General features: G+C 38.4%; 14 protein-coding genes and 1 pseudogene. 8 read left to right on the top strand and 7 right to left on the bottom strand.

The window, feature by feature from the left end; all coding sequences use genetic code 11:
* Window positions 1-36: 36 nt before the first annotated feature.
* Window positions 37-366 (bottom strand): alpha/beta fold hydrolase, encoded by a 330-nt coding sequence (locus ACIROD_RS16150; protein WP_402942105.1) that lies wholly within the window; start codon window positions 364-366, stop codon window positions 37-39.
* Between the two features lie 150 nt (window positions 367-516).
* On the opposite strand from ACIROD_RS16150, the gene ACIROD_RS16145 reads away from it, so the two are divergent.
* A complete protein-coding gene (locus ACIROD_RS16145; protein WP_402942104.1) occupies window positions 517-1,434 on the top strand; it encodes an aminoglycoside phosphotransferase family protein in 918 nt (305 codons plus the stop codon).
* A gap of 131 nt (window positions 1,435-1,565) precedes the next feature.
* The gene (locus ACIROD_RS16140) at window positions 1,566-1,868 is read left to right on the top strand and encodes a CotD family spore coat protein (RefSeq protein ID WP_402942103.1); all 303 of its coding nucleotides are present in this window, start codon (window positions 1,566-1,568) and stop codon (window positions 1,866-1,868) included.
* A gap of 71 nt (window positions 1,869-1,939) precedes the next feature.
* Here the strand turns inward: ACIROD_RS16140 and ACIROD_RS16135 are convergent, their stop codons facing one another.
* A complete protein-coding gene (locus tag ACIROD_RS16135) occupies window positions 1,940-2,401 on the bottom strand; it encodes a GNAT family N-acetyltransferase (protein WP_402942101.1) in 462 nt (153 codons plus the stop codon).
* A 253-nt stretch (window positions 2,402-2,654) separates the two neighbouring features.
* Here ACIROD_RS16135 and ACIROD_RS16130 point away from each other — a divergent pair, with 253 nt between their 5' ends.
* The 3 genes from ACIROD_RS16130 to ACIROD_RS16120 all read left to right on the top strand — a co-directional run bounded on the left by ACIROD_RS16130 (window position 2,655) and on the right by ACIROD_RS16120 (window position 4,605).
* Window positions 2,655-3,146 carry a DEAD/DEAH box helicase family protein gene (locus ACIROD_RS16130; protein ID WP_402942099.1) on the top strand — a complete coding sequence of 164 codons (492 nt, stop codon included), beginning with the start codon at window positions 2,655-2,657 and terminating at the stop codon, window positions 3,144-3,146.
* Window positions 3,147-3,903: 757 nt separating this feature from the next.
* Window positions 3,904-4,233 carry a DMT family transporter gene (locus tag ACIROD_RS16125; protein ID WP_101221634.1) on the top strand — a complete coding sequence of 110 codons (330 nt, stop codon included), beginning with the start codon at window positions 3,904-3,906 and terminating at the stop codon, window positions 4,231-4,233.
* A gap of 24 nt (window positions 4,234-4,257) precedes the next feature.
* Window positions 4,258-4,605, top strand: coding sequence for a DMT family transporter (locus tag ACIROD_RS16120; protein ID WP_101221633.1), 348 nt, complete (start codon window positions 4,258-4,260; stop codon window positions 4,603-4,605).
* A gap of 117 nt (window positions 4,606-4,722) precedes the next feature.
* Here ACIROD_RS16120 and treR read toward each other — a convergent pair whose 3' ends face one another.
* The 3 genes from treR to treP all read right to left on the bottom strand — a co-directional run bounded on the left by treR (window position 4,723) and on the right by treP (window position 8,669).
* Window positions 4,723-5,436 (bottom strand): trehalose operon repressor, encoded by a 714-nt coding sequence (gene treR, locus ACIROD_RS16115; protein WP_402942096.1) that lies wholly within the window; start codon window positions 5,434-5,436, stop codon window positions 4,723-4,725.
* Window positions 5,437-5,467: 31 nt separating this feature from the next.
* Window positions 5,468-7,138, bottom strand: coding sequence for an alpha,alpha-phosphotrehalase (gene treC, locus ACIROD_RS16110; protein WP_402942094.1), 1,671 nt, complete (start codon window positions 7,136-7,138; stop codon window positions 5,468-5,470).
* 79 nt (window positions 7,139-7,217) lie between these two features.
* Complete coding sequence (gene treP / locus ACIROD_RS16105) at window positions 7,218-8,669, bottom strand: PTS system trehalose-specific EIIBC component (protein WP_101221630.1); 1,452 nt, start codon at window positions 8,667-8,669, stop codon at window positions 7,218-7,220.
* A gap of 316 nt (window positions 8,670-8,985) precedes the next feature.
* Here treP and ACIROD_RS16100 point away from each other — a divergent pair, with 316 nt between their 5' ends.
* Together ACIROD_RS16100 and ACIROD_RS16095 are read left to right on the top strand one after the other, a co-directional pair.
* Window positions 8,986-9,567 (top strand): CGNR zinc finger domain-containing protein, encoded by a 582-nt coding sequence (locus tag ACIROD_RS16100; RefSeq protein ID WP_402942091.1) that lies wholly within the window; start codon window positions 8,986-8,988, stop codon window positions 9,565-9,567.
* A 388-nt stretch (window positions 9,568-9,955) separates the two neighbouring features.
* A complete protein-coding gene (locus ACIROD_RS16095; protein WP_063234631.1) occupies window positions 9,956-10,510 on the top strand; it encodes an HPP family protein in 555 nt (184 codons plus the stop codon).
* A gap of 156 nt (window positions 10,511-10,666) precedes the next feature.
* Here ACIROD_RS16095 and ACIROD_RS16090 read toward each other — a convergent pair whose 3' ends face one another.
* Entirely contained in the window at window positions 10,667-11,776 is a 1,110-nt protein-coding gene (locus ACIROD_RS16090; protein ID WP_402942089.1) for a DNA alkylation repair protein, read from the bottom strand.
* Window positions 11,777-11,875: 99 nt separating this feature from the next.
* Here ACIROD_RS16090 and ACIROD_RS16085 point away from each other — a divergent pair.
* Window positions 11,876-11,973: pseudogene (locus tag ACIROD_RS16085) on the top strand (IS6 family transposase); the annotation flags it as partial.
* 339 nt (window positions 11,974-12,312) lie between these two features.
* On the opposite strand, the gene ACIROD_RS16080 reads toward ACIROD_RS16085, so the two are convergent.
* Window positions 12,313-13,107: an XdhC family protein gene (locus ACIROD_RS16080; RefSeq protein WP_402942087.1), complete on the bottom strand. Its 795-nt coding sequence runs from the start codon at window positions 13,105-13,107 to the stop codon at window positions 12,313-12,315.
* Window positions 13,108-13,115 lie beyond the last annotated feature (8 nt).

The raw sequence follows: 13,115 nt of genomic DNA, 5'->3' as shown, positions 1-13,115 counted from the left end.
TAAAAAAACTATTCCCCCCACTTCATTTGGGTAAAGTCAGGCATATAAATTAGCATATAGGCCGCCTAGCGAATGTCCGACCAATAAGTATGGAGGTTCAAACCCCACGATTGTTAATGCCTCACGTAAAGTGTTAACAATTCTTTTCCCGTCTTGGCTTTCCTTAGGTTTATCGCTGCCAGCAACACCAAAGCGATTATAGGAAAATACAGATGATGTTTCAGAAATTGCCGGTAGTATTTTCATCCAACCCTCTATCGGTCCAGAACCACCGTTAATCAAAACTATATTTGGTTTGCCTTTTCCACTAATATTATATTGTAACGTCCCTTTTGGTGTTTCCACTTTATATTTTTCTATTTTCAATATCAGCGCACCTCACTTTGTTTAGATTACTCTACGAGTGTAACAAGCTTTGGTTTCATTTATTGAAGTTCTAACATAATGCTTTAATTTTTACGAAAGTTATCTGGAAACTTATCCTATAGCTAAAATTTTTTAAAGGAGAGTTGTATGATGAATGAATATGGTAAGTTTGAACAATTGGTTCAAAAGTTTGATCAAGGAAGCAAGCTAATTCGCGCATGGGAATTAAAAGGCGGAATTTCTGCTCAGGTTACAGGCCTTGAAGTATTACATCCTTCAGGACGGCTCATGAAAATGATCGTTCGTCAGCATGGTGATCCTGACCTAAAACGGAATCCAAATGTTGCAGCTGATGAACACAAGCTCCTAGGGATATTGAAAGCTGCAGGTTTGCCTGTACCGATGCCATATTACCTAGAGCAATCGTGCGAGATTTTTTCCAAGCCATGCATACTTATTGAGTTTATTGAAGGGAAGTCAGAATTCACACCCTCAAATCTCAATGATCATATCTTACAATCGGCAATAAATCTAGCAAAAATCCATCGTGTTGATTGTGCAAATCTATCTTTATCATTCCTGCCTAAATTAGAAAATACATATATCGAAATGTTAAATAATAAAGATAGGGTAATCCTGGACGAAACATTAAATATGAGTTTGATTAGGGATTTGTTAAAATTTTTCACGCCTTTACCGTCCATTAATAAGGAAGTGATTCTTCATGGTGATTATTGGCCAGGAAATCTATTATGGATAGAGGGTAAACTAGTTTCCATAATTGATTGGGAAGATTCAGGCTTAGGGGACCCTTTGATTGACCTTGCCAATAGTCAACTCGAAATCTTTTATCATTTTGGAATGCAAGCGATGAATGACTTCACCAATCAATATAAAACCCTGATGCCTGAGGTGAATTTTACAAACTTACCCTACTGGCAATTATTTGCCGCATTACGGTTATCTACATTTCCTGAATGGGGCTTGGAAAAGAGCAAGGAAAATAATTGGCGAAAAAGACACAAGTCATTTGTTCGTCAAGCGATTAACCGAATTCGTTTAAATTAATGCTTTTTAAAATGAGTGAAAAATCTGATATGCCCAGGATATTTTTGATAAAGGCATTTATACTAGTCCCTTTATCATTTATTTTCATAAACTAATAATGACTTTCAAAAAAAAATCCAGGAGGTGTTTAAATGTATAATAAGCCCTGGGGGCATCCGAAAGGCGGTCAATGTCCACGACAATATTGCCCACCTCACAGAATGCCTACACAGTATAATCCACCTCAAATCTCCCCAGCAAAGCAATATGTAAAAAACAATGTCATCAACACGGTGATTCCGGTTTTTCACCCGACACATACAACTACGGTGAATAAACACTTCAACACATATATACCGCATACCCGAAGTATCGTGAAAGAGTGTTATTCCCAAAGCTTTATTTGTGGAGTTCCTCAACCCCCTAGTTTTTCAAGGAGAATGGTAAGATATTAATTAAAAAAACCCCAATTCGGGGTTTTTATTAATTCCTTCCTCCATCCTTTGAATAATGAGTGTCAAAGGATTTACAACTGTCTAAATGCAAACTCCCTATACTTTTTAAAGTGTTGTTTTTGATAAAACTCTTTTGCAGCTTTGTTTTCAAACCAATAATCCAGTTCAATTAAATCTATATCATTCTTTTTGGCAATTCCATAGACCTCATTCATTAGTATTTTACCGTAACCTTTTTTGGTTTGATTTTCAACGATACTAAGCTGATGCACATAAACTGATTTATACGCATTTTTAAAAGCACTTTCTGGATATTTTTTAATTTCAATCCATACGTAACCGATCGGTTCTTCATGTTCTTTTAAAACGAGAAAAACAAAACTGTTATTTTCAACCAAACTTTTGAAAGATTCCTTCATTGCACTATAATTATATTCCTTAAAATACTTAGGATATAGTTTTGCATGCAGATCGTGGGCATTTCTATTTAGTTTTGCAATTACTTCATGATCCCTGGTTTGACTAACATACATAATTATCCCCCTGACTATATCCTGTGAATTTCCATATACCAGTAATGTTCATATTCAAAGTACAATTATTTATATAGGCCAGTCAATAGCCGTAAAGAAGAATTACATTCCTAGAGAGGCAGGCAAAGTTCTTTTTTCATTCTGGGTAAAAAAAAGATGCGAATTAACAGTTTGAACATACTAATAAATAAAGTGGAAAATATCATTATGATATTAGTAACCTATTTCCTTAATATACTGGAAGGTGATGATCATGACTTACCCTCTTTTTATTGTGACTGGCATTAGTGGCTCAGGTAAATCAGCAACTTCACTGGAATTGCAGAAAATCATGGTGGATTTCAATGTATTTGATATGGATCTTATCGTTAACAATGACGATTATCAAACAGCATGTGATAATTGGTTGAAGGTTGCCTATTATAGTGCTTATTCCGGACGTAATTCCGTATTATTCGGCAATGTACCCGATCCATATAATGTTGAAATTTGCGACCATTTCCCTTTATTTAATCCAGTTCATTACCTACATCTTTATTGTAACGGTGAAGCGCGTACACAACGATTATCGGCTCGTGGCAAATGGACGGCTGACAGTATTAATTATATGAATGAACTATCTGAGAAGTTAGTTCAAGAAGCCAAAACATCAGTTCCACCAATACCTACCTTGGACACTTCTACCACTTCGCCACCCCAAGTCGCTAAGTTAATTAAACAATGGATAATGGAGAAGCTTGCCTAAATAAAGGAAAATCTTCTTATAAATGCAGATATGGACCTTTCTGATGAAATACGTACGTTTATTCAAAATCCACTCTTGTCTGCTGCTGGCTTTCTTAGCCAAATAAACGTACCGGTATTACCAAAGCCCTTTTTGTTTAGCTTTTGATTTAAGGGTCGTTAGTAGAAGAAGTAGTAAAAAGGGATCTTCATATAGAAAATCCCTTTTTACATCCCGGTAACCTCTGATTAAATTAACTAGCTTTGTAAAGAGTATGCACTAAAGTGGGATACCTAAATTGTTGTGAACGTGATCTATTCTCCGCAGAATGGGAAGCCTAATCCTATTATAGTTGTTTCTAATAGAGATGAAATACGGATTCTAAGTTTAGCTATATCATCAATTTATTCTATCAAGGTATATTTTAAAATAAATTATCTACTTACAGAGGCTCTTCCCACAGTGTAAAAGTAAATTTATCCGAATAACTATTAATTAATTTCATATTCTACCGTTTCCCTATTTCTTAAGTAATGTAATCGTTAAAGGAATAATTCGACAAAATTCCTAGAAATCCCTGTTCACCCTTCTTATATGTTGCTACCGGTTCGAAGAAGCGGCTTATTGTATCACTTTAAGATGAATATTGAGCGTGAATTGCAAAGACAGAAAATATGAAACTGACTATAGGTGGTTTTAGTTTAATATGTGTCCTTTAGATGATAAGATTCTTGGGGGAAGTGGTCGAAAATAGATCAATATTTAGGAGGAGTTCATCTTGAATCCTTATGCGTTTTTGGCAATAGCCATCCTAAGTGAAGTGTTTGGCAGTTCTATGTTAAAAGTATCAAACGGGTTTAAAAGGTTATTCCCTTCCATTGGTGTGGTAATTGGAATGGGTTTGGCTTTTTATTGCCTGTCATTATCATTAATAACCATACCGCTTGGAACGGCTTATGCCATTTGGTCGGGAATAGGCACTGCTTTAACTGCTTTAGTGGGAGTTATCGTTTATAAAGAAAGCTTTAACGTGAAAAAATTTTTAGGTTTAGTCCTGATCATTGGAGGAGTTGTTGTTTTGAAACTCTCTAGTGGAGGCACTTCTTAACAATTTAGTAATGGAGGTAATAATATGAAGGGATACATAGCCTTAGGAATATCAATCATTAGTGAAGTATTTGGTACGACCATGCTTAAGTTGTCTGAAGGCTTTACACATTTATTCGCTTCATTTGGAGTTATAATTGGGTTTAGCATTGCATTTTATAGCTTATCTTTATGTCTTAAAACAATTCCGTTAAGCTTAGCATATGCCATTTGGTCAGGAATAGGCACAGCTTTAACGGCAATGATTGGCGTACTATTATGGAATGAGCCATTTAGTATCACTACATTAGGCGGTTTAGTATTAATCATTGGCGGAGTGATTTTACTAAATGCTTCCCATACCACTAAACAAGCGGAAGGAGAGTCAAATTAAGTTTGACTCTCCTCATCTCCCCGCTCGTTCAAAAATAAAAATATCTTCAACGGCGGGGTTCTCATTTTGAATGGGACTGAACTTTCAAGAGTCAGTCCTTCATTTCTTCCTTTACCTTCACCAAGTCCTTCGTGCAAAGTCAGTGAACTTGAATTTATCGGGTCTATGCCTGGATTCGCTATATTGAAACAAGCTTCCATCGATTAAATGGACCGTACTTTTCACAACTGCCACCATATCGAAGTCTTCAATGTCCAATAATTGTTTATCTTCCTCACTGCATGGCTCCACGGTAATTTCCTTGTTGGAAAAACCAATCTGGAGCCCGAGATCCTTTTCGATATATCCATAAATAGAATCCTCACAAATTTCCTTGGTCAGGTTTGTTACGAATTCGCTTTTGAAATAGTCTTTGTCCAATATGATTTTCTTCCCATTGATTTGGCGTACCCGGAACACCTTCCATATTTCACCATCATCAGTTAAGTCTAGAAGCTTGGCCATTTTTGAGTCGGGGGTCTCAAGCTCCAACTTGTGGATGATCGTTTTGGAATGCAAATTCAACTTTTCCACCATTTCTTTATACGAAATCAACCCTGCTACAGGAAAATTAAATTTGCTGAAATCCAAGACAAAGGAACCCTTGCCTTTGATTTTATGGATATATCCATTTTGTTCAAGCAACTGTAAGGATTTTCTCACAGTATCCCTGGATATGTCATACTCTTCCATGAAGCTGCTTTCGGAAGGAAGCTTTGAATTTGTCGGAAAGGTTCCTTCTTCAATTTTTGAAACGATATCACCATATAGCGATAGGTATTTGCTGTTCATTTCATCACCACAATATATTTTTCTTAGTCTGCTACTCGTCCTTTTTCAACAAATAGACCACCGATTCATAGGGACGAAGGATAAAATCACCTGCAAGTTCTTTCGAATCGATATAGTTTGAGAGAAGGAGCTCTGAGTTGTATCCGGATAGGTCTATATCCTTTGGAATTTCGAAGACCGTTTCTTTTGCATAAAAGTTATTGACGACCAAAAGTTTCTCGTCTTCATAACTGCGTACATAAGCGTACAATTGGTCATGGTCGCCAAGAATTTCCTGATAGTCCCCATATGCAATGATATCATGTTTCTTGCGTAAGAATATAAGTTTTTGGTAATGATGAAAAATGGAATCCTGATCCATCAGTGCGTGTTCAGCATTGATGATTTTGGCATTATCAGGCACTGCAATCCATGGAGTCCCTTTTGTAAAGCCTGCATGTTCCGCATTTTCCCACTGCATGGGAGTTCTCGAGTTATCACGGGATTTAGCTTGAAGGATTTCGATTATTTCCTTTTCATCCTTGCCTGCCTCTTTTAAAATATTGTAATAATTAATTGATTCCACGTCCCGATATTGTTCAATTTCATTGAATTTCGGGTTGGTCATACCTATTTCCTCCCCTTGATAAATATAAGGGGTTCCCCTAAGCATATGAATGGCTGTTGCCAGCATCTTGGCCGATTCCTTGTGATACTCTTGATCATTTCCAAACCTGGATACGATCCTCGGCTGGTCATGGTTACACCAGAACAGGGCATTCCATCCATTTCCTTCTTGCATCCCATATTGCCAGCTGCTTAGGATTTCCTTTAACTGACTGAAGTCAAAATCTGCAAGTGACCACTTTTCCCCATCCTTATAATCCACCTTTAGATGATGAAAACTGAATACCATTGACAGCTCCTTTTCAACTGGAGATGAATATTTGATGCAATGGTCAATGGTCGTCGATGACATTTCCCCTACAGTCATCACCTCTTCATCCTTCCCGAAAGTTTCTTCATTCATCTCTTTTAGGAATTGATGAATCTTGGGACCGTCTGTATAAAAGCATCGTCCATCTCCATCTTTGTCATTTTCATAGATGTCAGGTTTCGAAATAAGATTGATGACATCCAAACGGAATCCTTTGACACCTTTATCCAGCCAGAAGTTTACTACATTGAAGATTTCCTGCCTCACTCTGGGATTTTCCCAATTAAGGTCAGCTTGTGTCCGATCGAACAAATGGAGGTAGTATTCATCATGTTCCGCTACATATTCCCATGCAGGGCCTCCGAATTTCGAAATCCAATTCGTAGGGGGCTCACCATTTTTCGATTTCTTGAAAATATAATAGTCCTTATATTCTTTCTCTCCAGCCAATGCTTTTTGGAACCATTCATGCTCTGTTGATGTATGGTTGAATACCATATCCAACATGATTTGGATACCCCGCGAATTAGCCTCCTTCACCAATCTTTCGAAATCATCCATCGTCCCAAAAACAGGATCAATGGATGTATAATCCGCTACATCATATCCATTATCATTTTGAGGTGAACGATAAAAAGGGGTCAGCCAAATATAATCCACTCCCAGTATACTCAAATAATCAAGTTTTTCTATCACACCATTTATGTCCCCGATGCCGTCACCGTTCGAGTCCTTAAATGACTTCGGATAAATTTGATAGATCGTACTATTTTTAAAATCCTTCATTGTAATTCCTCCTGCTATCCCTGATGTATCTTTTGCCAGTATGGTAAAAAAAGAGGGAGAATGCTCTCCCTCCGCGTTATTAAGCATTTAATTTCGTTGTTTTCGTTCTTGTTTTCAAGTTCATATTAGGACGCTTGGAGAATGCTATGGTCAAAATGAATGGCACAACGAATGCAACCAGCATCGCGAGTGCAAACATTCCCATATGCTGCGGCTGGATGGATAGGATACCTGGAATCCCTCCAACACCGATTGAGTTTGCCATTACTCCAGACCCCACTGAAACGATGCCTGCAAAAAGTGAACCGATCATACCCGCTAAGAACGGAAAGCCGTATTTCAAGTTAATTCCGAACATGGCTGGCTCGGTTACACCGAGATAACATGAAATCGTGGCAGGTATGGAAACCTGTCTTTCCTCCTGGTCTTTTCTGTTGATGTAAATCATTGCTAGCACTGCCGTACCTTGTGCAATATTGGATAATGCGATCATTGGCCATAGGTTCGTACCGCCAAGTTCACTCATAAGCTGAAGATCGATTGCGTTGGTCATATGATGCAGGCCTGTGATGACAAGCGGTGCATAGGCAAAGCCGAAAACGGCAGCAAACAGCCAGCCAACTGATGAAGTCAATCCGGAATATACAACCGTAGAAATGACAGAACCGATTTTCCAGCCTATTGGCCCCAGAATGGTATGGGCAATGATTACAGTTGGAAGTAAAGCGAAAAATGGAACGACGATCATGGAAATGGAATTGTGCACTTTATCTCTCAAGAACCGTTCTAAATATGCCAAGACGAACCCTGCAAGTATCGCTGGGATGACTTGTGCCTGGTAGCCGATCATATCGACTTGGGCAAAACCGAAATCCCAAAAAGGTATGTCACTTGCCTTTGTGTTTGCCACTGCATATGCATTAAGAAGCTGTGGGGAAACCAGGGTCAAACCAAGGACGATGCCGAGAATTTGAGTCGTGCCCATTTTCTTCGAGATCGACCATGTAATCCCAACAGGAAGAAAATGAAAAATAGCTTCACCTATCAGCCAAAGGAAGGCGTGTACCCCTGCCCAAAATTGTGAAATATCCACAAGGGTCTTTGTGCTGTCATCGAACATTTTTATATCCCCAATAATATTGCGGAAACCAAGAATGAGTCCGCCAACGACTATGGCAGGAATTAGCGGGGTGAAAATATCCGCAAGATGTGCAATCATACGCTGCAGCCAGCTCATATTCTGTTTTGCTGCATTTTTCACATCTTCTTTTGACGCTTCCTGAAGTCCAGCTATGGAAACGAATTCATTATAAAACGATGATACTTCGTTCCCGATTATGACCTGGAACTGGCCAGCTTGTGTAAATGTTCCTTTCACAAGCTTAATCGATTCGATATTCGTTACATCCGCCTTGGCGGGATCTTTCAACGCAAAACGCATTCTTGTCGCACAATGCGTAACCGTCGCAATATTTTCTTTCCCTCCGACATGTTGGAGCAAATCCGTTGCTGGTTCTGTGTATTTACCCATTTCACTACTTCCTTTCCCTAGAAAGCAAAATATAGTTGTTTTTATAACCTGTACGTATAGGTTCTGTATACGCTTTCATATTATCCTGTACGTACAGGATTTGTCAATAACTTTTTTCCTCACTTTAAAAGGATTGATTATCATGTACTTTCAATTGCAATTCTGTTATTGCTAATATGGATGTTTGATAACATCCATATTAACCCGTAATTTAAGACGAGTAGCTGAAAAATTCAGAAATAAGGTATAATGAAGATATAACCCCTCAATTAATATTTTAATGGTTAGAATTTAGCAAGGAATGGGAGATGAACTTATGTCTGAAACTAATAAATTTCCACTTATATCAGGTAATATTTCTCTGGATTTAGTGAATACGGAACTGGTCAGTCGTGGCCAACGGCAAGACTTATTACTATCAGAACGTGATGTGCTGGACTGGCTTACTGTAATAAAAGGGAATAACTCATATTTGGATAATCAATTATCATCAAAAATTAAAGAGAGAATTCAACGAGTATTTGCAGGCATTCTAGAAATGCGTACTATTTTAAGAAAACAATTTGAATTAATAGCAGATGGGAATCCGATTCCTGATGAGTTTATCGCCTATTTAGAAAAAAAAATCGAAAAATCGCCTTTCACATATAAATTAAGTGATCAAAAACTGGTTCCCATACCTGTTGGAGAAGCGGAAGATATCCTGCAATCCTATATTGCCTTCGACTCATTAACTTTAATTGAAAAAAATAAGCTGTCATCATTAAAGCGATGCTCGAATGATGATTGCGTCCTGTTATTTATCGATGAAAGCGGAAGACGCAAATGGTGTTCAATGAAAATATGCGGGAATAGGAAAAAGGTAGCCCGATTTCAACACCGGAAATCTGATGATTAATGAAGATCTACCTTATTAAATAAGTTTGTCAGAATGTAAACAAATTTGAAGTAAGCTGGTTGCCTGCATTTTTTTCATTACAAAATGGTTCCAGTTGATTTAAGAAATCCGCTCCCTTTCCGCCGACTGTCTGCCAAGCCTCCCCAAAGCGAGCAACTGTGGGGTCTTGGCTAGCCAGTCATTCGGCAGGAGTGTCGTAAATTTCTTCAAATCCATTTAGGATTTCATAAAACCGTAAAATGATTCGGGATGAAACTATTCTGAACCTCCTCTTATTGACACATTGAGTTGGCTTTTTTTTTGGATTTTTAAACTAACCATTAAATTAATTTTGACAGGTTAGTTTATTTCATGTAAAGTCTAATTATATAAAAAAGGAGGGTTCACTTTGGACCGTATTTCAGCCGCGAGGCATAAAGAAAAACGCTATTTTCATATTCATTATTTATCGAAGATGAAGGGAAAAGGAAGAAGCCCTTTACAAATAAATGTAAAGGACGCAATAACGGGGTTGATTGGGGGATTTTTAACTATATTCGCCTTAATTCTCTTAACAAAAATAACATCAGCAGTGTGGTTAATGGCTCCATTTGGTGCCAGCTGTGTGCTGGCGTTCGGTCTGTGGAACGCACCATTATCACAACCGCGTAATATTATAGGCGGTCATTTTGTTTCAACATTCGTAGGTTTAGCTTCCTATCATTTTTTTGGCGATGAACCTTGGGCAATCGGCTTGGCTGTCGGATTAGCAATTGCGGTAATGATGCTAACAAAAACGACGCACCCACCTGCTGGGGCAGACCCACTTGTAGTCATGCTTGGCCAGTATAGCTGGAGTTATTTATTTACGCCTGTTTTAACTGGTGCTGTGATAATCGTTTTACTGGCGTTGTTAATTAATAATTTGCGCAGCAATCGGAGCTATCCAACTTTTTGGATTTGATTGCTTTTTAATGTGTTATGAGAGAAAGAATGAAAAGTAACTACGTTTCACTATCAGGAAATAATTAAAAACGAGGAACTCTCAGGTTCCTCGTTTTTGTCAGCTATAAGTGCTGGTATTGTTATTAAGATCTCCCACACTTTTCAATAACCTTTATCATCCATCATTTAGTTTCACTTGCGTTTCTGCAACTTCCACACCATTTACAAGAAGTGATATTCGATGGATTCCCATGTAATGTCGCCGTGTCGTCAGGTCTTTCCAATTGTGAATCCTCACTCTTTCAACTTCTTCACCATCTGAGAAATTCCTATCTGCCAGTAGGAATATTTTGCGAGACGTTTTCTGATTCGCTTTTACAAAATCGATGGCGTACTCAATACGAAGCTTCGCTATATTCTTCACATGCACTTGTAACCCGAAATGAAGTTCACTGGTTTCCCCGATAAAAATAGAGTCTGGTTCATTTCTAATAAATGCGTTTGTAATGATACTCGGATTATTTAATACATCCATGTATCCAAATAATGAAAGGACCTCAGGATCTGCTTGGCGAACTAGGGTCCTGCATCCCCGTCGGACAATCCAAATCGTGTTAGGTTCTCCGCTTTCATGCCAACGCTTGGCAGTTTCTATGACGACATTCGGATTATCTCTGGCAATATCATTCAAGTTATTGGCCACACTTTTGCGAACATATAGGGACGGGTCGTTTTTCAGGTTCTCAAGTAATCCCAAAACTGGTGCCGGATCGGATTTGAACATCGGTAAAGCTTGCCCCCAAGGTAACCTGGGCCTGCATCCCTCACTAGCCAGCCTGCGGACATGCTCATCATCATGATTGGTCCATTCCTTCATCTTCTCGATCATTAAAACGGGATCAAGCAAGATAAAAGCACGGATTGCAAACTCAGAGGATGACCTTGCTGTAAAACGCTCCAACGCATCTAGCGATAACGGCCAATCTTTCTTATTCAATCCATGCACCTCTACAAAATCCGGGAAAAATAAATATCTAAACCCTTCACAATCCTTATCAAGCCGATACAAAATATCCAAAGCCTCTTGATAATCACTTGGAAGATGCTTTCCAAGAGTAATGGAAATGTGCCTTATTCGTTCTTTTAACTTCCTCTCGTCCCAATGCTCATCAATCACTTCCCCTATAAACGATTCAGTAGAGAAGGACGGATGGACACCCTTTACTTTTTCACCGAATTCACGAATGAACGTTTCATTATATAAATCCTTTAAAGGCTCAGCCATTTAATTCACTTCTTTTCTTCAGGGTAAATTTTCTTTTTCGATACTTGCACTACCTATCAGCTATCATTTCAAACTATGTTATGCACTCTCATCCATAGAGCGATACATATCATTAAAAAAGGACAGCTTACTTTACAGAACAAGTCTGTCCAAAATCAAGTGAAGTTCATTCATCACTATTTGGAATGGCTGCATAATAGCTGATTCTATAGGGATCTATATACCTCTTTCCAATGGATGTAATCTTTGCACCAGAACCCGTTTCCCATAAGTCCATCTAATATCCCCATACAAAATCCCTCCCGGAGTTTTCCTTTGTGTATAGTATGATAGTAGTAGCATATAAAGTAAAATATTCCTACCATATTAATGAATTAATCAAAACGACAAAAAGCCCACTCTGAAGAGCAAGGGCCTGCTTCTAGCTTTTATCAAAGAAAAAGGGTCAGTCCCACTGAGTTAACACTTTAACACAGTGGGGACTGAACTCATTGTCTATTAGATATTTTGATTTTAGCTTAATCTGACCTTACTACTTATCTATTTAATTGTTTCACTTTTACAGGCTTTTTTTCCTTGCTTAATTTGATGATTTGACCGATAATACTGATGGCAATTTCTTCTGATGTTTCCGAGTCAATTTCCAATCCGATTGGAGAATGGACCTGCTCCAACTGTCCTTGCGTGACCCCTTCACTTTTTAACTTTTCAAATATGCTTATGACCTTGCGTTTACTGGCTACCATTCCAACATATGCAATCGGAAATTGCAGTGCCGTTTTTAATACAATATCATCACAATCTTTTGTAACAATTACCACATATGATTTTTCATTTAGGTTGGCTGCGAGCAAAGCCTTTCCAATATCCTCGTTCACAAAAAGGTTTGTCGCATTCGGAAAGCGTTCCTTTGTACAATAACCAACGCGATCATCGACAATGCAATAAGGATATTCAAGGAAATCAGCGAGCTTTGCCAACGCATGGCCTAAATGACCGGCCCCAGCCAGAATGAGTTCAGGCCTGCTTGTATAGACTTCAATAAAGACCCGTAACGTGCCGCCACAATTCATCTGAATTCCGTCTTTTGCATGTTTATTCAATTTATATTCAACGATTTTCGATTGGCCATCTTGGATCGCCTTTACACTATCTTCGATCACATAGTGTTCAGCCAAGCCCCCTCCGACAGTCCCTTCAATGGTACCATCCCGGTAGACAATCATTTTTCCAACATGCCTGGGAGTCGAGCCCTTTGATTCAATAATCATGGCTAAAGCAAAGGTTTCGTTTTGCCGCGTCAGCATGGCCACTTTTTCCATCAGCTGCATGAAAAGCT

This window comes from Peribacillus sp. NPDC101481 (assembly GCF_044767165.1).
Classification (GTDB): Bacteria; Bacillota; Bacilli; order Bacillales; family DSM-1321; genus Peribacillus.
This window is presented reverse-complemented; position numbering and strand designations above follow the sequence as displayed.